This window comes from Acinetobacter lwoffii, from assembly GCF_024129595.1.
Classification (GTDB): Bacteria; Pseudomonadota; Gammaproteobacteria; order Pseudomonadales; family Moraxellaceae; genus Acinetobacter; species Acinetobacter lwoffii_O.
Genome location: NZ_JAMXXS010000014.1, coordinates 1 through 22,115 on the forward strand (window position 1 = coordinate 1; position 22,115 = coordinate 22,115).

The 22,115-nt window shown below is 40.3% G+C and carries 21 protein-coding genes and 1 other annotated feature; of the genes, 11 read left to right on the plus strand and 10 right to left on the minus strand.

Annotated features, from left to right (window positions below; genetic code table 11):
- Positions 1–491, minus strand: a 491-nt coding sequence (locus NI466_RS08340) for an IS5-like element ISAba31 family transposase (protein ID WP_253173316.1), incomplete at its 3' end; no start/stop codon positions are given.
- A gap of 168 nt (positions 492–659) precedes the next feature.
- On the opposite strand from NI466_RS08340, the gene NI466_RS08345 reads away from it, so the two are divergent.
- A complete protein-coding gene (locus tag NI466_RS08345; protein ID WP_253173317.1) occupies positions 660–2,090 on the plus strand; it encodes a sensor domain-containing diguanylate cyclase in 1,431 nt (476 codons plus the stop codon).
- 49 nt (positions 2,091–2,139) lie between these two features.
- The gene (locus tag NI466_RS08350) at positions 2,140–3,630 is read left to right on the plus strand and encodes an amidase (protein ID WP_253173318.1); all 1,491 of its coding nucleotides are present in this window, start codon (positions 2,140–2,142) and stop codon (positions 3,628–3,630) included.
- A 16-nt stretch (positions 3,631–3,646) separates the two neighbouring features.
- Here NI466_RS08350 and NI466_RS08355 read toward each other — a convergent pair whose 3' ends face one another.
- Both NI466_RS08355 and NI466_RS08360 read right to left on the minus strand, forming a co-directional pair.
- A complete protein-coding gene (locus NI466_RS08355; protein ID WP_253173319.1) occupies positions 3,647–4,813 on the minus strand; it encodes an MFS transporter in 1,167 nt (388 codons plus the stop codon).
- A gap of 289 nt (positions 4,814–5,102) precedes the next feature.
- Positions 5,103–6,322, minus strand: a protein-coding gene (locus NI466_RS08360) for an IS3 family transposase (RefSeq protein WP_253173320.1) whose coding sequence is annotated in 2 segments (ribosomal slippage) — positions 5,103–6,046 and positions 6,046–6,322 — 1,221 coding nt in all. Because the reading frame shifts where the segments join, the coding sequence is not laid out codon by codon here.
- Positions 5,931–6,047, minus strand: a sequence feature (AL1L pseudoknot). (Overlaps the previous gene by 117 nt.)
- A 182-nt stretch (positions 6,323–6,504) precedes the next feature.
- On the opposite strand from NI466_RS08360, the gene NI466_RS08365 reads away from it, so the two are divergent.
- The 3 genes from NI466_RS08365 (at position 6,505) to NI466_RS08375 (ending at position 9,880) form a co-directional block, all read left to right on the plus strand.
- Positions 6,505–7,644 carry a catalase family protein gene (locus tag NI466_RS08365; protein WP_253173321.1) on the plus strand — a complete coding sequence of 380 codons (1,140 nt, stop codon included), beginning with the start codon at positions 6,505–6,507 and terminating at the stop codon, positions 7,642–7,644.
- A gap of 159 nt (positions 7,645–7,803) precedes the next feature.
- Positions 7,804–9,018, plus strand: coding sequence for an alpha/beta fold hydrolase (locus NI466_RS08370; RefSeq protein ID WP_435575021.1), 1,215 nt, complete (start codon positions 7,804–7,806; stop codon positions 9,016–9,018).
- A gap of 226 nt (positions 9,019–9,244) precedes the next feature.
- On the plus strand, positions 9,245–9,880 hold the full coding sequence (locus NI466_RS08375; protein ID WP_253173323.1) for an SOS response-associated peptidase: 636 nt from the start codon (positions 9,245–9,247) through the stop codon (positions 9,878–9,880).
- Positions 9,881–9,921: 41 nt separating this feature from the next.
- Here the strand turns inward: NI466_RS08375 and NI466_RS08380 are convergent, their stop codons facing one another.
- Positions 9,922–10,062 (minus strand): hypothetical protein, encoded by a 141-nt coding sequence (locus NI466_RS08380; RefSeq protein ID WP_005107128.1) that lies wholly within the window; start codon positions 10,060–10,062, stop codon positions 9,922–9,924.
- A 1,615-nt stretch (positions 10,063–11,677) separates the two neighbouring features.
- Here NI466_RS08380 and NI466_RS08385 point away from each other — a divergent pair.
- Positions 11,678–12,019 (plus strand): hypothetical protein, encoded by a 342-nt coding sequence (locus NI466_RS08385; RefSeq protein ID WP_071852135.1) that lies wholly within the window; start codon positions 11,678–11,680, stop codon positions 12,017–12,019.
- 105 nt (positions 12,020–12,124) lie between these two features.
- Here the strand turns inward: NI466_RS08385 and NI466_RS08390 are convergent, their stop codons facing one another.
- Positions 12,125–12,400: a hypothetical protein gene (locus NI466_RS08390; RefSeq protein ID WP_005107131.1), complete on the minus strand. Its 276-nt coding sequence runs from the start codon at positions 12,398–12,400 to the stop codon at positions 12,125–12,127.
- Between the two features lie 622 nt (positions 12,401–13,022).
- Complete coding sequence (locus NI466_RS08395) at positions 13,023–13,253, minus strand: hypothetical protein (RefSeq protein ID WP_004280185.1); 231 nt, start codon at positions 13,251–13,253, stop codon at positions 13,023–13,025.
- 252 nt (positions 13,254–13,505) lie between these two features.
- Between NI466_RS08395 and NI466_RS08400 the strand changes: the two genes are divergently transcribed.
- Together NI466_RS08400 and NI466_RS08405 are read left to right on the plus strand one after the other, a co-directional pair.
- Positions 13,506–13,982: a CinA family protein gene (locus NI466_RS08400; protein ID WP_253099254.1), complete on the plus strand. Its 477-nt coding sequence runs from the start codon at positions 13,506–13,508 to the stop codon at positions 13,980–13,982.
- A gap of 102 nt (positions 13,983–14,084) precedes the next feature.
- On the plus strand, positions 14,085–14,705 hold the full coding sequence (locus NI466_RS08405) for an aminotransferase (RefSeq protein ID WP_253099682.1): 621 nt from the start codon (positions 14,085–14,087) through the stop codon (positions 14,703–14,705).
- A gap of 65 nt (positions 14,706–14,770) precedes the next feature.
- On the opposite strand, the gene prpC is transcribed toward NI466_RS08405, so the two are convergent.
- The gene (gene prpC / locus NI466_RS08410; RefSeq protein WP_253173324.1) at positions 14,771–15,910 is read right to left on the minus strand and encodes a bifunctional 2-methylcitrate synthase/citrate synthase; all 1,140 of its coding nucleotides are present in this window, start codon (positions 15,908–15,910) and stop codon (positions 14,771–14,773) included.
- A 4-nt stretch (positions 15,911–15,914) separates the two neighbouring features.
- Entirely contained in the window at positions 15,915–16,799 is an 885-nt protein-coding gene (gene prpB / locus NI466_RS08415) for a methylisocitrate lyase (protein WP_004280180.1), read from the minus strand.
- Between the two features lie 230 nt (positions 16,800–17,029).
- On the opposite strand from prpB, the gene NI466_RS08420 reads away from it, so the two are divergent.
- The 3 genes from NI466_RS08420 (at position 17,030) to NI466_RS08430 (ending at position 19,288) form a co-directional block, all read left to right on the plus strand.
- Positions 17,030–17,677, plus strand: a complete 648-nt coding sequence (locus tag NI466_RS08420; protein WP_004646788.1) for a TetR/AcrR family transcriptional regulator — start codon at positions 17,030–17,032, stop codon at positions 17,675–17,677.
- 113 nt (positions 17,678–17,790) lie between these two features.
- Complete coding sequence (argF, locus tag NI466_RS08425; RefSeq protein WP_004280178.1) at positions 17,791–18,711, plus strand: ornithine carbamoyltransferase; 921 nt, start codon at positions 17,791–17,793, stop codon at positions 18,709–18,711.
- A gap of 103 nt (positions 18,712–18,814) precedes the next feature.
- On the plus strand, positions 18,815–19,288 hold the full coding sequence (locus NI466_RS08430; RefSeq protein WP_253173325.1) for a hypothetical protein: 474 nt from the start codon (positions 18,815–18,817) through the stop codon (positions 19,286–19,288).
- Between the two features lie 104 nt (positions 19,289–19,392).
- Here the strand turns inward: NI466_RS08430 and NI466_RS08435 are convergent, their stop codons facing one another.
- A complete protein-coding gene (locus tag NI466_RS08435) occupies positions 19,393–19,746 on the minus strand; it encodes a YnfA family protein (protein ID WP_004646786.1) in 354 nt (117 codons plus the stop codon).
- 91 nt (positions 19,747–19,837) lie between these two features.
- On the minus strand, positions 19,838–22,114 hold the full coding sequence (gene clpA, locus NI466_RS08440; protein ID WP_253173326.1) for an ATP-dependent Clp protease ATP-binding subunit ClpA: 2,277 nt from the start codon (positions 22,112–22,114) through the stop codon (positions 19,838–19,840).
- Between the last annotated feature and the right edge of the window lies 1 nt (position 22,115).

Consider the following 22,115-nt stretch of genomic DNA (forward strand, 5'->3'; position numbering starts at 1 on the left):
TCTGCACATACCACTTTTGTCTCTTTTAAATCTAATGTTGATATTAAATCAGGTGCAACTTTAACATCATGTGTGGTTCCATCGGTAATCATGAAATCAATAGGATTGCCATGTGCATCAACAATCAAATGTATTTTTGAGGAGTTTCCTCCTACACTTTTAGAAATAGATTGATTCGCTATGCCGGCAGAATGTTGATGAGCACGTACATGAGAGCCATCAATAAAAATCCACTCCATATCGGGGCATGAGGCTAGTAATTTGAATAATCTAAGTAACTTACCGCTGCTTGACCAACGATTAAAACGTTTGAAAATAGAGTTTGAATGACCAAAACAACAAGGAATATCTCGCCACGGACAGCCTGTTCTAATTCTATAGAGAATAGCTTCAATAAAATTGCGTAAATTTGAGTTGTGGTGAATGGATAAATTACGCAGAATAACTTTCAACTTTTGCCAGTGTTGATCTGTCAGCATGGTACGAGGCATAGCGAATAGTAAAATTGGGTTTGGCGATTTGATTTTACTACTTCGCTATTTTTTTAAGCTAAAAGTGTCAACACACCCTAATCAAACAATAAAATTATATTTTGGGTCAAACTTAGTTACTGAACAAAGTGATCATTCACACTTAGAAATTTGAATAGGATTTTAAATTTGCAATTAGCTCGAATAACAGAACAACAATTAAATCATGAAACCTATGCTTATTTTGTCAGTGTTTTCGCTGTTTTAGTCTGTTGTTTTATTGGGATCGCAACCAGACCGATTGAGTATCTGGCCTTATTGTGGCCGGCCAATGCTGCCTTGTTAGCCCTGTTCTTACGCTTTCCACATTTAAATAATATGGGAGGTTGGCTCGGTGCATTCAGTGCTTTTATGTTTGCAGATCTGGTCACCGGAAACAGCCTATTGCAAAGCCTGTTTCTTACCCTGTCTAATCTGATCAGCACTATTGTCTCGATATTTTTTATTCGATATTTCAAGATTAATTACAAATACTATAATACCGGTTATACCTTCGTTCATTTATTTGGCATCTTCGCTTTTGCCGGCTGTCTGGCCAGTGCGGCTTTTGCAGTTCTCACCTTGCCCAATCTACCCAATTCATTCATGACCAAAGAAAATTTATGGATTGATTTTGGTCTATGGTGGACCGGTGAAATGGTGAATTATATTGTGTTTCTCCCTTTAATCTTGGCATTCCCAAGAATAAAAGACATGCAGTACTTATTTAAAAACCGTCGCCAAAAACGTAATTACTTTAGCTATTTTTTACCTGCATCTTCAGTCGTGGCCTGTATCATCATTACCAATATTTTTGCAGGCCCCGGCGCAATGCTCTACCCTCTGGCTGCACTGATTTGGGCTGCATTGACCTATCGCCTGTTTACCATGACCATCATCAATGCCTTTGTGATTATCCTGACCTATTACAGCCTGACCCAGTTTTATGCCACCAATCACACCATCCTGGCAGACTCTACGATTTATATTTCGCTCCGGATCGGGCTGTTTATGCTGGCCTTATCTCCGCTCATACTGTGTATTATTAGCCAAAACCGCAATGAGCTGTTTAAACAGGTCTTGTATCTGGCCAATCACGACAGTCTGACCCGCACAATGAATCGTCATTTCTTCTTTCAGAAAGGTGAATATTTACTGCAATATGCCAAGACGATGGAATTTTCAGTCATCATGCTGGATATTGATTATTTCAAACGCCTGAACGATCATTTTGGTCATCATGTCGGTGATAAAGTCCTGCAACACTTTGCGCAGATTGTACGTAACAATTTACGTGCTGAAGATCTTTTTGCACGGATTGGTGGAGAAGAATTTGTACTGCTACTCTGGAATACCGAACCCTCAGAAGCGCGGCTCATTGCAGAACGGATTCGTGATCTCGTGGAAAAAACCCCGATGCATCAATCAAATGGCTCGCCCCTGTATATTACAGTGAGTGTAGGTATCACCCATCAAAATGAACCCCAGGCCCAAGACCTGCAAAACCTGATCAATATTGCAGATCAAGCTTTGTATCAGGCCAAACATCGTGGGCGCAATCAGGTGGTACTTGCATCTTGAGCCCAAATGATCTACAACCTTGAAGCAGCAGTAACACTAGGGAATGGCAATGAAATTTGAAGAATATCTGCAGTATGACGGCTTAGGACTGGCTGAACTGGTCGCCAATAAACAAGTACATTCAAGTGAACTTTTATCTGCTGCCCTGGAACGTAGTTCCATTGTCAATCCCGAGCTGAATGCGATTATTATTCCGATGCATGAACATGCATTAAAACGAAGCCAGCAAAATCTGTCCGGACCTTTTGCCGGTGTACCTTTTCTGGTCAAAGACCTGTTTCAGGAATATGCAGGTTATCCGACTTCTTATGGCTGTCAGGGCTTAAAACGGATCGGTTATATTGCCGAAACCAATGCCGAGATTGTGAATCGTTGGGAAAAAGCCGGCATTGTGACGTTTGGACGCACCAATACCCCTGAATTTGGCATTAAAGGCATTACTGAACCGGATGCCTGGGGCAGCTGTAAAAATCCGTGGAATTTACAGCATAATAGCGGCGGCTCATCGGGTGGTTCAGCTTCTGCCGTGGCTGCCGGAATTGTACCAATTGCGGGTGCTGGTGATGGTGGCGGCTCGATACGTATCCCCGCTTCCTATTGCGGCCTGTTTGGCCTGAAACCGAGTCGTGGCCGAACGCCTTGGGGACCACAAATGAGTGAAGCCATGCATGGCGCCGCAATTCAGCATGTACTGACCAAAACGGTACGGGATAGTGCTGCAATGCTGGATGCCACCCATGGTGAAGATCATAGTTCTCTGTTTAAGATTCAGCGTCCTCAGCATCATTATCTGGATGTGATTCAGCAACCACCGAAGAAGCTAAAAATTGCGTTTAGTACTTATTCTACGATTGGCACACCTGTCTCTCAGGATGCGATCAAAGCCATCGAGCAAACAGTCAAACTTTTAGAATCTTTGGGCCATGAGGTGGTCGAAGACCGTCCAGCTATTGATGGCATGCAACTGGCCAAGGATTTTATTACCACCTGGTTTAGCCAGTTTTCATTTATGCTGGATGAAATCCAGAAAGGCTATCCATCTAAATCAAATGATTTTGAACTGGACTCTTTAGCCTTGGCAGCTTTTGGGGCCAAAACCAGCGCGATTGATTATATTCAGAACCTGAACAACTGGGGTCAGTACGTGACCCAGATGAATCATTTCTTTGATGATTATGATCTGTACCTGACGCCTGCCACGGCGACAGTGGCGCCGAAAAATGGTGAGGTCAAAACACCAAACTGGCAGAAACCGATTATTAAAGCTTTATTGAAACTAAATAAAGCACATTTGCTGGCGCAAGGTAAACTGGTCGACCAGATTGTGAAAGAAAATCTGAAATGGGTGCCTTTTACCCAGCTGGCCAATATTACCGGACTTCCGGCGATGTCTGTACCGCTGTACTGGAATGAACACAACCTGCCGCTCGGTTCACAGTTTATTGCGCCGTTTGCCCGTGAAGATCTCCTGTTACAACTGGCAGCTCAATTGGAACAGGCACAACCGTGGTTTGGGCAATATTCCAAGATCCGTATTTAATGCTGAGATGATATTTTCAGGCCTGTTTTTGCAGTTCGACTTTATTTGGTAATCCAAAAATCAGTAATAAGCCAAGCAAGGTCGATGCTGCAGCAGCGATAAAAATAGATGTGCCGCCGACTTGATCCCAATAATGGCCAGCCAGAATACTGCCACTCGCCACACCAATGCCCCACATGGTGCTGTAGAGCGCTTGTCCACGTCCTTGCTGTCCTGCAGAGAAGTTCTGGAAAATCACCCGCATCGCAATCATATGAAATAAACCAAAACTTAAAGCGTGAATCGTTTGAGCAAAAAACTGTGCCATGAATGAAGCAGGAAAGACCCCGACGATGAACCATCTTAATCCGGTCATCAATAAGCATAGCGTGACCAGATGACGCCATGACCAGCGTGTCAGAAAGAACGTCGCATAGGCGAACATGATAATTTCCGCAATGACTCCAACCGACCACAGCAAACCAATCTGGCTGGTGCTAAATCCCGCCTGACTGAGATAGTTGCTATAAAAACTATAGAATGGCGCGTGTGAAAATAGCAGAATCAATTCAATCAGAAAAAAGCTATAGACGACTGGGCGTTTGAATATCGGCCATAAAGGTTCGAGCTGTTTCTGTGCGGTAGGCGCTGTCGTGGGTTCTTTAATAGTAAATGACCAGAGAAAGGCCAGAAATGAAATACACAGCAACAAAACCGGCAACATGCTGATGCTCATAATTTCAAAGACGGCACCCAAGCCGAATACACCGATAATAAAGCCGACAGATCCCCATTTTCGTATTTTGCCATACAGTTCTGCTCTTTTTTCCCCGAGCCAAAACAAAGTCACACCTTCAAACTGAGCCAGAATGGCATTTTGAAAGAAACTGAAAATCAACATCAGTAAAGCTACAGATTGAAAGCTATTCGGAATGATAAAAATCATGAACCAGATACAGGCTTCCATCCAGGTGGCAATACGCACCAGCAGCATGCGTTTGCCGGATTTGTCTGCAATCCAGCCCCAGATCAACGGCGCAAAGAATCGGGTAACAATCGCAATAGAAGATAAAATGCCAATTTCCTGATAATTGAAGCCTTGATCTTCAAGATACAGACTCCAAAAAGGCATGAATGCCCCAACAATTGCATAGTAAAAAAAGTAAAATCCACTGAGTCTATGCTGGATTGCTAGAACTGGCATTGATTTATATATCCTAATATTTTCAAAATTTTAAACTCAATAAATTTCTATAGCACTGTATTCGACGACTCTTGATTTTGCTACGAGCATCTTGCATTAGTCTAAAAATAAATTTTCATAAGTTTATGGATAAATTTTGCTAAAGTAAAAAACTCTGTGCTGAGTTAAATTAAAGTAAGAATATAAATCGGCTTCTATATTGAGCACACGATAAAGAGTGGAAACATTTTTAGAAAGGAACTGGATGAACTGAACCGTACCGGGTTTGTCGGAGACTTTTTTATTTAAGTTAGGCCACCTGACCTAACGGGTTAATCTTATCATAGTACATTGCTTCAAACTCAAAAGGCGACTTGTAACCCAATGCACTGTGTACACGCTCTTTATTGAACCAATCTACCCAGTTGAGTGTCGCAAGTTGTACATCCGCTAAACCTTGCCAATCTGCTTTTAAATATTCAATCACCTCTGTTTTGTATAAGCCATTCACTGTTTCAGCCAAAGCATTATCGTATGAATCACCAGTTGTACCGAATGACGCTCGTAAATTTGCTGCTTCTAGACGATTGGTATAGCGAATGGAAAGATATTGCACACCTCTATCGGAATGATGAATTACATTCTTTGGCATACCTCGATCATGCAAAGCTTGTTCTAATGCATCAAGCACCATATCTGTATTCATACGTGTTGATACTTTCCATCCAACAATTGCTCGTGAAAACACATCAATAATAAATGCGGTATAGACCCAACCTGACTTGGTTTGAATATACGTAAAGTCACTGACCCACAGCTGATCTGGATGATCAGCACTAAAATTACGTTTCACTAAATCATTCGCTCGTTTTTGATCATCTCGGCTACGGGTGGTTTGTTTGTTCTTACCTCGCCAAACACCTTGTATACCTAGCTTTTTCATTAATCGAGCAACAGTACAGCGTGCAATAATATAGCCTTCACGTTTCAGTTTTTGCCAGACTTTACGTACACCATACCGACCTGAACTTTCCTTCCAAATTCGTTTAATCTCCTCAGCATGATGCAAGTCATGTAAATCTCGCTTTGCTCGATGTTCTGGATTTTCGCAGAGATCTAGAGTCCGGTAATAGGTTGAAGCTGCGATCGGTAAAATCCTACAAATCGCATCAACACCATATAAGTCTTTATTGTTATGGATGAAATCCACCATTATTTGTGTGGGCGGTCGAGCTCCGCCTGGGCGAAAAAAGCGGCTGCTTTACGTAGAATTTCATTCGCACGTTGCAGTTCTTTATTTTCACGTTCGAGTTGTTTGATACGTTCTTGATCAGATATCTGTTGTACTTTAATAGGATTTTGCTGATCTAAATGCTTTTGATGCCAGGCACGAAGTGTTTCAGGAGTACAACCAATCTTAGGCGCAATTGCTGTGATTGCAGCCCAAGTAGAAGGATAATCTTTTTCAGATTCAATCAATAATTGAACCGCTCTTTCTCTGATTTCAGGGGTATATTTTAATTTTGTCATCGGGATAGTCTCTCAGAATATTGACTCTCCGACAAACCCGGTACGGTTCAAACTTTAAATCTGAAGATCAATAATTACACAGACATTATCATTATTTTATGGCTAAAGTATGTCCAAAGAATTTTCAGATCATAGGCTAAAAAATTAAAACTAACTCTAGCTTTATAGCAAGGAGAAAATCAATGCCTAACTTTATAAAACCTATATGCTCGGGTCTAGTCTTCCTCCCTCTAATGGCAATAAGTATTTGTAGTGCTGCATATGCTAACACTTCCCCTATAGCATCTAACTCTCCAAAAGATAATATTCATTCCCATATAGATCCTCATTTAAGTGAAAGTCTTTATCCTGATGAAGCAAACATAACTGAAAAAATTGCAGATATAATTGAGATATCGATTCGGAAAGAGTATTCCACAGGTATCGCGCTACGTGACGCCCATCCCAAAGCACACGGTTGTGTACGTGCAGAATTCAAAGTAGATGAAGCTCTTCCCAAAAACTTGGCTCAAGGTATTTTTCTTCCTGGAAAAACATATCAAGCCTGGATTCGTTTCTCTAATGGTTCTAAAGATGCCCAACAAGCAGATATTAAAAAAGATGCCCGTGGCATGGCGATAAAACTTTTGGCTGTACCGGGAGAAAAGCTCTTAGATGATGAAACCTCTACTCAAGATTTCATTATGATCAATCATCCTGTCTTTTTTGTGAATGATCCAGTCAGATATATGTCATTTATGCAAGATATAAATAGCGATAGATTTTTCAATAAACTGCATATTCCTTTTGCATTAGGAGCTAAAGGAACCTGGATTGCCTTAAATACGAGAAATAAAATTTCTAATCCTTTACAAACTAGATATTGGTCTATGGTGCCCTATCAATTAGGAATAGGTACTGATCGTCAAGCTATAAAGTATTCAGTTCAAGCATGTTCGACAGTGATAGACCCTCTTCCACATGCTCCCCATCATAATTTTCTAAGAGAAAACCTGCGCAAATATTTGCAAAAAAGTGAAGCATGTATGGAGTTTTTGGTACAGCCTAGAACCTCAAACACCATGTCGGTCGAAGATTCCATGACTGAATGGCAAGAAAGTGAGGCGCCTTTTTACAAGGTAGCCACTATCCATATTCCTCCGCAAGTTTTTGATACGCCTGAACAAAACAAGTTCTGTGAAAACCTCTCTTTTACACCATGGCATACACTACCGGAGCACAAACCTCTGGGAGTAATAAACCGAATGCGAAAAGTGATTTATGATCGTATTAGTGAGGTTAGACATGATATGAATTCTATTAACAGATCAGAACCACATTAAAATATAAGTGCTTATTTGAATTTATCAGCTAACCTAAAATAACCTGTTGTACTGCTCATTCGCCTTAACTTAAAAGCTTTAGTTTACAAACTTTGTGCAGAGTTAATTTAGAAACATAAATAAAGCTGCTACATTAAAAATGACATTATAAAAAGGAAAATGGTTTCAGCGATGAAAATTAAATCTCCTATTATTAAATTGATCATGAGTTGTTTATGTTTAGGTTCAACATATGCAATAGCATCTCCTCCACTTCCCGATAGCAGCAAAATCCAAGCATCTCATATTTCGGAAAAAATACCGGGTACAATATTATCTATACAAGAACAAAATACTGATCTGTTTACGAATGCCTCACAACGTTTCTTAATCAATTATCGCAGTCGTGGCACAAAATCCGAGCCCATCGTCACTTCAGGCTATATCTTGTTACCTAAAGGCAAAGTCCCTAAAGATGGATGGCCTGTTCTGGCTTGGGCGCACGGTACAACTGGCGTTGCTGATACATGTGCACCCTCTGGCGATTATGTGGGTGGGCCAGTCCATGTCTATCAGCAAATCGCTGCTAAAGCACTGAATGCCTGGCTCGCTCGCGGCTATGCAGTCATTGCACCTGATTATCAAGGCTTAGGCACTCCGGGCGGTCATCCTTATATGAATGCGCGAAGTCAGTTGCATACTGTCGTGGATGCTGTACGAGCGATCCACCATTTAAAGCCTTATAGCTTTAGTAAAAATTGGTATGTTATGGGTCATAGTCAAGGAGGTGCAGCATCTCTTAAAATTGCTGCGGCCGGTCAAAAAGATGCACCTGAATTTGATCTTCGCGGGGCAATTGCACTAGCACCGGGCGGTTACCAATATGAAGGAATCGCTGAATATGTTGCCAGCAATTCGCAAATCACGACTGATGTCGCCGCATTTTTTCCAATTGTGCTTTTAGGAGCAGAAGCTGCAGACCCGATGCTTGCTCCAGCAAATTTAGTTAGCCCAGAAATGGAAGAAATTCTTAATCATACACGCAGTCGCTGTTTGTCAGAATTACAATCTGACCTAAAACAAGCACCTAAGACTGTCTTTAAATCAAATATAAATCTGGCACCTTTGACAAATTATTTAAAAGAACAGTCTATTGAGAATATGACACCGACTGTGCCGGTTCTGCTGGTACAAGGTGAGAAAGATCAACTGGTCGATGATCGTGGTACTTATGCTTACTATCAGCAGGTATGTACGAAGCAGAAATCTATCGCCTTCCATCTAGTCAAAAATGGAGATCATCGTGATTCCTTAAGACAGTGTGAATTTCTGATTGGAAACTTTATTCATTCAGTTGAACAAGGAAAAGCTTTGAGCATCTGCCCTACAAAATAACCCGGTGAGCTTTTGCATTTAATCATTAAAAACTCGAATATTTTAATCTTCATATTTATAGAATAGTCCTTTAAAGGAGCGCTATTCTATCAAGAGGATAAACTGATATTAATCCGTATTCTTACTTTCTGTTAAAACTACACTTACGATTTTGAATTGTTTTGAGCCCATCATTTTTATACCTTAATTCTTTAGCAAACAATAATTAGAATGAAAGAGGTTATTTATGTGCTCGAACTATGAATTCCCCTCAAAAAAACGTCTTTCCTTATTAGATATTCATGAAGATCAACTCGAACTGGAAATGAAAAGGCATGTTTATCCTTTAGCGCCAGCCCCAATCATGATGCGCGGTGCTGACGAGTTTGAGCTGGATATCGCACGTTTCGGACTGATTCCAGTCTGGGCGAAAGAACTAAAATATGGCCGGCATACCTATAATGCACGGACTGAAACAGTCGCATCCAAACCGAGTTTTCGACATGCCTGGAAAAACAACCAGTTTGCTTTAGTACCGGTCGATACCTTCTATGAACCTAAATATATAGACGGTAAACCGCACTGGTTTGGTATTTCACGTGAAGATGGCAATCCTTTTACCGTAGCGGCAATTTATGATGATGCGCTCATTGATGGTGAAAAAATCAGATCATTTTCGATGCTAACCATAAATTCAGATCAACATCCCTTTATGAAACAGTTTCATGACCCGAATGACGAAAAACGCTCGATTATTGTGATTCCGGAAGAATCACGACATGACTGGTTGCACTGCGATCATGAACAAGCCCATGAATTTTTCTTTGAAATGAAAGATGAGTTTATTGCAAAGCCTAGAGATCAACGTTTATCGGGAAATTAAAAAGCCCTAAACCAAGTTAGGGCTTCGTCCAGGTGAAAAAGCTATTTTTGCTCTCTCAATGGATTTTCCGGTTCTGCATTGGGTTTTTTCTCTGGTTTGACATGCTTATAAGATGCCTGATTACCCTTGTCATCATTTGATTCTTTATGCGGATTTGATTCTTGCTCTGGCTTATTTGTCATATGTATCTCCTTCATATATCTATTAATAAATAAATAAATATGATATCTGCTGCTAAACATCAATGTTATTTATGTTGTACATTCAGTTTTCTAAAGAAACAAACTTTCCTTCAAGTGCTCTTTTACATTACATAATTCCTGAAGTCCATCTGAGCAAATAAGCTATTCAGCCTGATCGTAGACGGTACAGCAGAGAATATGAATTCGCGTGCGCGCCGATATCAAATACATGAAATTTTCTAACCTTACCCACTGCCGGAAAAAGTCTTTTCATCTCAGCAAAACCTTTAGGATGCTTGGCCTTAATCATTCGATACTAACCATCTAATGCAGTTTCAGCCTTTGGCCTCTTTTGAATTGCTTCAAGAATTCGAGCGCAGATGCTCACCTACATATATTCTATTGTATTTTGCTATTTCAGTTCTAAGTACTAAGAATTTATCAAAACGTAATCCTATTGAAATATTTTTCTTATAAACTATTCGTTGTGAGAAATTATGTTTAGATCCAAAAATTTTATCAGTAAAGAAAAACCCCGCCAACTGATGATTGAACGGGGATCGATCTTCATTAATATGTCTGATGATTTGGCACATTATTCAATATTTTTCAAGCAATCACGACACTGTTTGACCTCATCATGGTCACACGTGTAGTTAATTTCAGTCGCACCATGAAGACCAAATAAACAAAATATAAATTGCATCATGTTTTTCTCCTGAGTGTAAAAAGCTCGATCCAACATCAAGCTTTATTGCTTTAAATATAGAATGACTCAATACAAAATGATTGGATCAGCGATCTAGAACAACTTCAGTACTCAGCTCTGTTTAGCCTTTAAATAAAATTGAAGCTTTTGGGGCTAAGTTCGTACAGGCTCTTCAGCTTGAGTCGTCTGATCCTTTTTACAATGATCACTTTTACAATGCTTGCTGCTCATCATCTGACACATTTTCTCTTTGCAAGATTTAAAACAACAGCCGACCATCACGCCCATGCCAAATGCGCATATACATCTCATCATAGCTTTGTCCTGTCTTTTCGTGAAAAGAGATATATAAATAACATCTATTCATGTATCTCTCCTGAGGGAATTTTCAGGCTTTATGTTGTGTATGAAAACTTATGTGAAAGAGAGTGAGCAAAAAATACAATCAGCAAAGAAAAAACAAGATTTAAAACGGAAAAGAAAAAGCCTGTTTAACTCTCCTAAATTAAACAGGCCTTATAATGTGCTGATTTTTAATTATTCTCATTAAGTTCTTAGAATGACGCCAAGATATCACTAGCCATGCAGCCAATCTGTGTAGGATATATAGATGCAATGTTTCAAAATATGAAAAAACCATTACTTTTGTTAATTAAATGACTGTAATTTATCCAAAAATATTTTTAATGAGAAAATAAGATTACTAAATAACCAAAACCCAAGAAGAATTGCTAAACCTATAAGTGAGAATGGGTTAATTTAGATTTTTAGAAGAAAATTCCTTATTTCAGTCAATATCGGATGTTATGAATGTTCAATGTCTCATAAAGTTTATAGATCATTGCTTTCTTTTTAGTCATTTCTCTCTATAATTTTTCATATGAGCAATAACAATATTTTGGCAGCATGAAAAATCGCATCCTAATTACTTTATTGATGAGTCTGGCAATAAGCGGCTGCCAAAAACAGCAAGCAGAGAATTCAGCCGAGGCTGCTGCAAATATTAAAGCGCAGTTTGAACAGTCAGATAATCAACTCAGTGCTTATCTGGACAAACTCGACTCTTCAACAATTAGTCTGGAAGAAAGAACACGCATCCTGTGTGAACAATATCCTAAAGAATATAAAGATAACTATATGCCTGCTCTGCTAAAACTTGCACCCAAGGAATATACAGAAAAAGAGTTGCTCACAGACCTAGACAATGCCTTGAATTTCTACAAGCTAAAAGCCAATATTCAGTGTTAATAAATACTTAGTCTAATCGTGCAATGAAATATAAAAAAAACCGCCTGAATCAGGCGGTTTTTTTATGAAGAGCATATATCTTAAAAAAGATTAACGCTGTGGCTTTCACTGATCTTGTTGATTACGTGAACGTTGTTGTTGCTGGTTACTGTTTTGCTGTGGCTGTTGTTGCTGTTGGCCTTGCTGGTTTTGTTGCTGCTGGTCGCGCTGTTGCTGGTTGTGTTGACCACCCTGCGGCTGTTGTTGTTGCTGGTTATTTTGTTGCTGATTTGGGTTTTGCTGGTTGTTTTGTTGACGCTGCTGATCTTGATTGCGCTGTTGATTTTGCTGTTGCTGTTGTTGCTGCTGTTTCTGTTGGTCTTGCTGTTGATTATTAGCCATGGTGGTATTCCTTACTATTTGCTTTAAATTAAAAGCCGATAGGTTTCGACTTAATATCTACTCTACGCATTTTTCAGATTTCGCCAACCTTTAACCTGTTACAGATTAATTCAATGTAAAAAATAGTAAGATAAGTACTTGAAGTGGAGATTAATGCGCAACATAAATTACCTGATATAATGCAACAGAAACATAATGAAAGACTTTATAGGTCAAAAATTTATTATCCAATAAAAGGAATAACTTAAGTCCTATTTCATATATAGGAAAATTTTTAATAAAATTTAAAAAGCGTTATTAAACAGAACCACTTAATAACTATACTATTGATATTTATAAATATATAAAAATAAATCTAAATCTTCTATATTTTTAAAAAATTAAATAAAACATTAAAAATACAATTCTTTTTGAATATTCTTAAGTGTAAGGAAATACGATACTTAACATGACCTCACCAATAAAACTTAAGCTGTTTCGAATTTACCTTGACTTTAATTCAAATATTTTTACTTATTATTTTGGTATAAACTTAGATCAAATCATTGTTTGTAATTATATTTATTAATCTATTGATAATTAATAAGCCTCTTTTAAAGAGGCTTATTAAATTCAGTTTTTATTAGATATTGACCACTTTGACGATAATCGTTTGAGTATCTTCCTGCTCTTCGGCCAGATGCAAACGTTTAAGCTCTTTGCTTTTTACTTTGAACTGTAAATTCTGATAAGAAATTGTGCTTGGTATCTGATCAAAATATTGACCATCAGCGTCAATTTCTTCCTGAAATAATGGTGTACCCAATTGATAGTCAAGACTTTTTAAGACTACATATTTTACTGTGGTTTTCATTCCAACACCCTACTTTCACTAAGCACTTTATTTTTATTTTTACCACTGTTCCGCCTGAGAAGAAACCTCTATTTTTGAAAATAGCCCAAGCTTTAACCATTCAGATTTTGCGATCAGATCAACATGAAATTACACTAATCTATGAAAAAAATTTTAACTTTCATAAAAATATAAATATACTTGGAGTTGATCGACAGAAAAAATCTGTCTAAATTGATCTAAAATCGCTCCCACAAAGAAAATATAGAGACTATGATAAAAACCTGTTGCGGCTTACTCGAAGAGAAAAACATAAAAATTGCCTTTATCGAAAGCGCAAGTTCTGGATATCTCAGTAGCCAGTTCTCCATTTGTAAAGGAGAAGGTGCCGAAATTCTGATTGGTGGTTTGATCTGTTACGATGTAAGTGTCAAGACTTCAGTATTGGGCATTTCCAAGAATCTGATCAATAGTCATACTGCGGAATCTATGCCGGTAACAGTTGCTCTGGCGGAAGCAGGTAAAAAAATGTTCCGTGATGCTGACTGGATTATCGCCTGTACAGGGTTACTTAAACCAGGTGGTAGCGCGACACCAGAGAAACCGGAAGGAACATTTTTTGTGGCCATTAATGACGCCACGCAAATCCATCAGTTCCAGTATTATCTCAAAGGCTCGCCACTTGAACGCCTCAACAAACTGTCAGCTGTGGTTGCACATGACATGATCAATCTGTTGAATAACAGCTAAGCTTTCAAAGTTACTGTATAGCCTGAATAAGCTTCATTATTTCTACCGTATTTTAAGATAGATTGGCATGATCAAATGCCAATCTATTTTTTTGAGGGTGGAATGACCATGAATATTAAAACTGCACTGCTTCTGCTCCCTCTGAGCTTGCCCACTCTGGCTTTCGCTACCGTAGGCGGTCCACAAAATATTGAAGTTCTAGGCTATGAAGTCAAAGAACAGAAGCTTTATATCATGCGTCATTATCTTGATGGTCGTGGACGCTTGCCTCAACTGTATTATTATAATTTTAAATCCCAAAAATCAAATCAGCTGGTTCAGGTCAATTCCTTATATATCAATCCTAAAACCAAGCGCATCGATTATGATCAAGACAGTCGCAAGTTTGATCAAGACATTGCCAAAATCAAAAAACGTTTAGTTCCATTAAATCCGGTTCAAAAATCAAAGCCACAGCTTAAGGTCTTAAAGACAAGAAAAGGTAGCGCACCTGCCTGGCATGACCCTCAGGAAAAAGTGCCAAAATGGACCTATCAATATCAAGTGAAATCCGGCTTACAAAAAAGCCCGGTTCAGCAAGCCGTCAGTTATCAGCAAGGCTTAAAAATTAGCCAAGCCTATAAAGTTCCGCGACAGAATAAGACCCTAGTAATAGTAAAGTATCTGGGTATTCCTTTTGAAACAGGTTATAGCATTGAAGATCCAGCACTGTTAAGTCGATAACTAAACCGATAAAAAAATAAGGTCTCAATTGAGACCTTATTTTTTATTTTTACTACAGAAACAGATTAAGCTGCGGTAGAACGTTCAGCGATTGGCACTACTTTACGCAGTTCAGGACCGGTATAGTCCGCGCTTGGACGGATAATACGGTTGTCTGCACGCTGTTCCATCACATGCGCTGCCCAGCCTGTCACACGCGACATGACAAAGATCGGGGTAAACAGCTTGGTTGGAATGCCCATGAAATGATAGGCAGATGCATGGAAGAAATCCGCATTACAGAATAATTTCTTCTCACGCCACATGACTTCTTCACAGCGTACAGAGACTGGATACAGTACCGTATCACCGACATCTTTGGCCAAACGCTCAGACCAGACTTTGATAATGCCATTACGCGGATCATTGTCCTTATAGATCGCATGACCGAAGCCCATGATTTTTTCTTTACGTTCCAGCATGCCCAGCATTTCACGCTCAGCTTCTTCTGGTGATTTCCAGTTTTCAATCATGTCCATCGCAGCTTCGTTAGCACCACCATGTAAAGGGCCACGCAAGGAACCGATTGCACCGGTAATACAGGAATGCATATCTGACAGCGTTGATGCACACACACGAGCGGTAAAAGTCGAAGCATTGAATTCATGCTCTGCATACAGAATCAAGGAAACATTCATTACCTGTTCATGTAGCTCATTTGGTTTTTCACCATGCAGAAGATGCAGGAACTGTGCACCAATCGAATCATCGTCAGTATTTTCTTCAATACGTACGCCGTCATGACTATAACGATACCAGTAACAAATGATTGCCGGCAAAGTTGCCAAAATGCGGTCTGCGATATCCTGTTGCTGCTCAAAAGACTGCTCAGTTTCAAGATTGCCCAGCATGGAAACGCCAGTACGCATCACATCCATTGGATGCGAGTCGGCAGGAATACGCTCAAGGACTTCTTTTAATGCCTGAGGTAAAGTGCGCAAGGATTTCAGTTTGGCTTTGTAGGCAGCCAATTGCTCTGCTGTCGGCAATTCTCCGAAGAAAATCAGATAAGCGGCTTCTTCAAACTGGCAATGTTCAGCCAGATCCTGCACGTCATAGCCGCGATAGGTCAGACCTGCGCCACTTTTGCCTACTGTTGAAAGTGAGGTTTTACCTGCCACTTGTCCGCGCAATCCTGCGCCAGTGAGTACTTTTCCTTCAGCCATTTTTTTAATTCTCCTGTTTAAACAGTTTATCTAATGTGTCTTCGAAGCTGTGATAATCTAAAAATTCGTAGAGTTCTTTTCGTTGTTGCATAATATCCAGCACATTTACCTGAGTACCATGTTCGCGTACTGAACGCATCACTTCAAGTGCGGCTTTTTGCATTGCACGTGTCGCTGATAACGGATACAGCACCATGCCAATGCCCTGCTCCGCCAGTTCATCAACCGTATAATACGGTGTATCACCAAATTCGGTAATATTTGCCAAGACTGGCACACCGACCGCATCACACACTGTACGGTACATGGTGATATCGGTCATCGCCTCAGCAAAGATCGCATCTGCACCCGCTTCAACACAGGCAGAAGCACGATCAATCACTGCTTGCAAGCCTTCTTTTTGTAGCGCATCGGTACGCGCCATCACCACGAAGTTTGAATCGGTTTTCGCATCTACAGCCGCTTTGATACGATCGACCATTTCCTGCTGCGATACGATTTCTTTATTTGGACGATGACCACAACGCTTCTGTGCCACCTGATCTTCAATATGAACCGCAGCGGCTCCTGCTGCAATCATCTGCTTAATCGTGCGGGCAATATTTAATGCACCGCCCCAACCGGTATCGATATCAACCAGTAAAGGTGTATCCACACGTTCAGTGATCCGGCGTACATCTTCAAGAACATTATCCAGGCTGGTCATGCCCAGATCAGGCAAACCATAAGAATAATTCGCGACACCCGCACCTGATAAATAAATGGCTTTATAACCGACCTGTTTGGCCATCATGGCAGCATAGGCATTTACCGTGCCCATAATTTGCAATGGTTTCTCGACTTCAAGCGCTTGTCTAAATCTTAAACCTGCAGACATTTGTTCTGTCATCTTCCTTTTCCACAGTCTTGGCTATAATTATTGAAATTCGAGTATACTCATTTGGCTTGCTCATTCCATAACCCGATAGAACAAATACTCTAAAACTTTAGTCAAATTTTTAAGTTTTGCTTTACCTAATTAGCAAATAGCGCACTTATCTAGCGCAATTATGAAATATGTGCATATATTTGCTATGATGGCGTTTCAATCTCTATTGACATGTTGATGTACTATCTCCTATGCAAGACCTCGCCCTAGAACCGCTCGCCAAAGATCTGCCACAGACCAAACGTGGTCATGAGCGTTGTATTGCGCTGCTGATCAGTGCAACCGAGCTATTTCTGGAACGGGGTTATGATGCTGTGTCTCTGGATGATATCGTCCAGCATGCCGGTGGCTCCAAAGCCTCTATTTATAAGTACTTTGGCAATAAAGAGGGCTTGTTTAAAGCCATCTGCGATTATCGTCGTATCAAGTTTTTTGAAGATATCAGTATTCCGATCGAACTGATGGCACTGGATTTTCGTAGTTATTTAGTACACACGTTGCTTAATTTTTATCACCAGATTATGCAACCGGAAAACTCGGCCTTTATGCGTCTGGTGCTGGAACAAAGCCAGCGTAATCCTGAACTTGCTCAGCATATTCATGAGCGAGGCCCGGTGCATGTGCAAAGTGCCATTGCCACGGCTTTAGAACAGGCAGATGCGCAAGGTTTATTGCATTGCGAAAATCCACAATATTCGGCGCAGCTGTATTTTGGTATTTTGCGCAATCTGGAATGGCGTATTCTGATGGGAATTCCGGTACAGGAAGATGATCAGGAAATCGACAAATACATCAGTTATTGTGTGGATCGCTTTTTAGACGGTCATCAAAAAGTCTAGTTTTTTGCATTTTTCATTGCTTATAGTATATTAGCCGATTCCGTATTTTTTTCTTAAACTAACCAACAACTGATTGTTGATCGAGTTTTTCGGCAATTATTGTGGAGTAACGAATGGCTCTCCGTCACTTTCTCACCTTACGCGATTTATCAACTTTAGAACTTAACCAGATTTTGCAACGCGCAATTGAGCTTAAGCGCAAACAGCATAACAATGAAGTGTTCCAACCATTTGTTGGTAAAGTGATGGGCATGATTTTTGAAAAATCCAGTACCCGTACGCGTGTTTCGTTTGAAGCTGGCATGAGCCAATTTGGTGGCAGCGCAATTTTCCTGTCTTCACGCGATACCCAGTTAGGTCGTGGTGAACCGATTGAAGATTCTGCACGTGTGATTTCAAGCATGCTGGATATCGTAATGATCCGTACTTTCGGTCATGATATCGTGGAGCGTTTTGCATCTTATTCGAAAGTTCCTGTGATTAATGCGTTGACTGATGACCACCATCCTTGCCAGCTACTTGCTGATATGCAGACTTATGTAGAGCAACGTGGCTCAATCGAAGGGAAAACTGTTGCCTGGATTGGTGATGGCAACAATATGTGTAACTCTTATATTGAAGCTGCACATATGTGGGGCTTTAATCTGAAAATTGCAGCGCCAAAAGGCTATGAACCACAAGAAAAATTCCTGTCTGAATTTGCGCATTGTGTGGAACTGGTTCCTTCTGCTGAAGATGCAGCGGTGAATGCTGATCTGATAGTGACTGACGTTTGGGCAAGCATGGGCCAAGAAGAAGAACAGAAGATCCGTGAAAAAGCCTTTGCAGATTATCAGGTAAATGAACGTCTGATGGATCTTGCACATCCAGATTGCTTGTTTATGCACTGCTTGCCTGCGCATCGTGGCGAAGAGATTTCAGAAAATCTGCTTGACCATAAAAATGCCGTAGTTTGGGATGAAGCTGAAAATCGCTTGCACGCGCAAAAAGCCTTGGTTGAATTCCTGATTAATGAAAATCTGAAAAAAGACTAATTTTTTAAGATGAATCTTCACAAATTAAGCACCAATCTCTGGTGCTTTTTTTGTCTCAGCTCTTATAATCATTGTGAAATGGAATAAAAAGTGATTTTATACAATGCAAAAAAAATATTGGGCTTTGGCACTCTTGACTGGTTTTAGCAGTGCTGTCTTACCGGTGCATGCTTCTGAATTTGACCAATATCTTCAAGAAAAAAATATTATTGACAGCAAATTTAAAATTCAGAAAAAAGCCGAACTGAATGAATTACTCGCAGTGCTCAGTGCAGAAGATTCCAGAACTTTACCATTGCAGATTGATCAAAATACGATTATTGAACAATTACAGTTAAGTGCCAATAAAACCACACTGAAAGGCATGATCATCACGCCCGATTTTAGCCAGTTTGAAAAAGACTTGGGGCGCAAAGAAGTGATGAAAGTCATTCGCAATAATCTGCTCAATAATTGTGAAATTTTCTTTGAACATCGCTATCAAATTGCGAACCCATACAAGGTTGAACTCAGCCTGAACTCGCAGACACAAACCTATAAAACTGATATTTCCCAGAAAGATTGTAAATTAAAATAATCTAACTAAATAAGACATCAAGTTTGATTTGAAATTAAAAAATCCAAAAACAAAAAAAGGTAGCTGTGGCTGCCTTTTTTAATAAGGTTTACTGTTATATCTTGCTAACGCACCAAGCCTTGCGGCTGCAAAATAATAATCAACGCGCCCAGTATTACCACCATGCCACCAAGTAGATCCCAACGCGATAGAGTCACTTGATCAACGAAGCGCAACCACATTAGCGCTGAAAAAATATAGATACCACCATAAGCGGCATAGATCCGTCCTGAAGCAGCTGGATGCAAGGTTAACAGCCAGACAAAAGCCGCCAAAGCCAGAGCTGTCGGAATCCATAACCAGTGGCTTCTCCCCTGATTTAAAATCAGATAGGGAAAATAACAACCTAAAATTTCCATCAATGCCGTGACTAAAAACAGTAAAAATGTCGTGAACAGCTTGGTAACTTGAATATCCATAATTTATCTTTTAAATGATATGAATTTGATAATTTAAAATATGAGTCCATGAAAAAACCCGTGCAAGCACGGGTTTGATCCTTCTTATTAATTAAGCTGGTTCAGCAGTCTGGTCTTCAAAGACTTCAAGTTTTAAACCTACAGGCTTACCATTTTCTTTTTTCACCGATACTGCAACATTGCCGCCATTTTCAGCCAGCTCACCAAACAGGATCATCTCAGCCAGCGGTTTTTTCAGGTGTTCCTGAATCAAACGTTGCATTGGACGTGCGCCCATTAAACGGTCATAGCCATGTTCTGACATCCATTCACGTGCACTCTGATCCACTTCCAACATGACTTTTTTGTCATCTAGTTGTGCTTGAAGTTCAGTCAGGAATTTATCTACAACATTTTCAATAATGCTGCTTGGTAATGCCTTGAACTGAATCACGCCATCAAGACGGTTACGGAATTCTGGCGAGAAAACTTTCTTCATCGCTTCCTGATTATCGTTACTATTGTCCTGTTCCATAAAACCAATGCTGACACGTGAAATACTTTCAGCACCAATATTGGTGGTGAGTACCAAGACCACGTTACGGAAATCAGATTTACGCCCGTTATTATCAGTCAATGAACCATGATCCATAATCTGCAATAAGAGGTTAAACACATCTGGATGCGCTTTTTCGATCTCGTCTAGCAACAGCACACAATGCGGATTTTTGTGAATCGCATCGGTGAGCAAGCCACCCTGATCAAAACCGACATAGCCCGGAGGTGCACCGATCAAACGTGACACTGCATGACGTTCCATGTATTCCGACATATCAAAACGAACCAGTTCCACACCCATCTGTTTCGCGAGCTGCTTGGTCACTTCGGTTTTACCAACACCTGTAGGACCCGCAAAGACAAAACTACCTACAGGCTTATCTGGAGACTTCAAACCGGCACGTGACAGTTTAATTGCAGAAGCCAAGGCCTCAATCGCTTCATCCTGACCAAAGACCACACGTTTTAAATCACGCTCAAGATTTTCCAGCACACTCTTGTCATCTTTAGAGACAGTTTTTGGAGGAATACGCGCAATTTTAGAAACGATGTCTTCAATATTTTCTACGGTGATTAAACTGTCATCTTGTTCTGCTTTGAGACGGCGCTGAGCACCGGCTTCATCAATGACATCAATCGCCTTATCTGGCAAGAAACGGTCGTTGATAAATTTCGCAGAAAGTTCTACCGCAGACACTAAGGCTTGATCTTCATATTCCACATGATGGAAATCTTCAAACTTCGATTTCAGACCACGTAGGATATCAATAGTCTCAGAAATAGATGGCTCATTCACATCAATTTTCTGGAAACGACGCGATAAAGCATGATCTTTCTCAAAGACCTGACGGTATTCCTGGAATGTGGTTGACCCGATGCAGCGTAAAGAACCATTTGCCAGCGCCGGTTTGATCAGATTCGATGCATCCATGGTACTGCCCATACTCGAGCCTGCACCAATAATCATGTGAATTTCATCAATAAACAGCACTGCTTCAGGTTTCTTTTTCAACGCATTTAAAAGCTGTTTCAAGCGTTTTTCAAAATCACCGCGGTATTTGGTTCCTGCCACCAAAGCACCAATATCCAGACTGAAGATTTCAGCATTTTCTAGCGGTTTTGGCGCTTTACCATTGACAATTAACCAAGCCAGCCCTTCAGCAATCGAGGTTTTACCGACACCTGGATCACCGACAAGGAGTGGGTTATTTTTACGACGGCGGCAAAGAATTTGCGCGGCACGCTCGATTTCTTTTTCACGACCAATCAATGGATCGGTCTTGCCTTTTTGTGCTTCAACATTGAGGTTGGTTGTATAAAGCTCAAGTGGACCTGAACTTGCTGAAGATGCCGATTCGCCATCTAGGTCTTCGATTTCTTCTTCAGATTGTACATCTTCTTTACGGGTACCATGAGACAGGTACTGAGTCAGGGTCAGACGGTTAATTTGATGACGTTTAAGCAGATAGACTGCAAATGAGTCACGCTCAGAATACATGGCAACCAGAATATCAGCACCTTCTACAGTACGATCGCCGCCGCTTGACTGCACGTGAAAAATCGCACGTTGCAAGATCCGGTCAAAGCTTTCTGTCGGGTGTGGTGCCTGATCACTATTTTCACCAAGTTTAGGGGTATGTTGTTCTACGTACTCTTCTAATTCCTTACGCAACACGATGATGTCCGCACCACATGCTTTGAGAGCATTTACGGCAGAATCATTGTCGAGTAAGGCTAACAATAAATGTTCTACGGTCAGGAACTCATGTCTCTTTTGACGAGCCATGCTGACAGCCAAACGTAGTGATACTTCTAATTGACGACTGAGCATG

Bases quoted from the DNA above. Each gene is read 5' to 3' on its own strand.
- NI466_RS08350 (WP_253173318.1), top strand. From the start codon at position 2,140: ATGAAATTTGAAGAATATCTGCAGTATGACGGCTTAGGACTGGCTGAA.
- NI466_RS08355 (WP_253173319.1), bottom strand. From the start codon at position 4,813: ATGCCAGTTCTAGCAATCCAGCATAGACTCAGTGGATTTTACTTTTTT.
- NI466_RS08365 (WP_253173321.1), top strand. From the start codon at position 6,505: ATGCCTAACTTTATAAAACCTATATGCTCGGGTCTAGTCTTCCTCCCT.
- NI466_RS08370 (WP_435575021.1), top strand. From the start codon at position 7,804: ATGGTTTCAGCGATGAAAATTAAATCTCCTATTATTAAATTGATCATG.
- NI466_RS08375 (WP_253173323.1), top strand. From the start codon at position 9,245: ATGTGCTCGAACTATGAATTCCCCTCAAAAAAACGTCTTTCCTTATTA.
- NI466_RS08380 (WP_005107128.1), bottom strand. From the start codon at position 10,062: ATGACAAATAAGCCAGAGCAAGAATCAAATCCGCATAAAGAATCAAAT.
- NI466_RS08385 (WP_071852135.1), top strand. From the start codon at position 11,678: ATGAAAAATCGCATCCTAATTACTTTATTGATGAGTCTGGCAATAAGC.
- NI466_RS08390 (WP_005107131.1), bottom strand. From the start codon at position 12,400: ATGGCTAATAATCAACAGCAAGACCAACAGAAACAGCAGCAACAACAG.
- NI466_RS08395 (WP_004280185.1), bottom strand. From the start codon at position 13,253: ATGAAAACCACAGTAAAATATGTAGTCTTAAAAAGTCTTGACTATCAA.
- NI466_RS08400 (WP_253099254.1), top strand. From the start codon at position 13,506: ATGATAAAAACCTGTTGCGGCTTACTCGAAGAGAAAAACATAAAAATT.
- NI466_RS08405 (WP_253099682.1), top strand. From the start codon at position 14,085: ATGACCATGAATATTAAAACTGCACTGCTTCTGCTCCCTCTGAGCTTG.
- prpC (WP_253173324.1), bottom strand. From the start codon at position 15,910: ATGGCTGAAGGAAAAGTACTCACTGGCGCAGGATTGCGCGGACAAGTG.
- prpB (WP_004280180.1), bottom strand. From the start codon at position 16,799: ATGACAGAACAAATGTCTGCAGGTTTAAGATTTAGACAAGCGCTTGAA.
- NI466_RS08420 (WP_004646788.1), top strand. From the start codon at position 17,030: ATGCAAGACCTCGCCCTAGAACCGCTCGCCAAAGATCTGCCACAGACC.
- argF (WP_004280178.1), top strand. From the start codon at position 17,791: ATGGCTCTCCGTCACTTTCTCACCTTACGCGATTTATCAACTTTAGAA.
- NI466_RS08430 (WP_253173325.1), top strand. From the start codon at position 18,815: ATGCAAAAAAAATATTGGGCTTTGGCACTCTTGACTGGTTTTAGCAGT.
- NI466_RS08435 (WP_004646786.1), bottom strand. From the start codon at position 19,746: ATGGATATTCAAGTTACCAAGCTGTTCACGACATTTTTACTGTTTTTA.
- clpA (WP_253173326.1), bottom strand. From the start codon at position 22,114: ATGCTCAGTCGTCAATTAGAAGTATCACTACGTTTGGCTGTCAGCATG.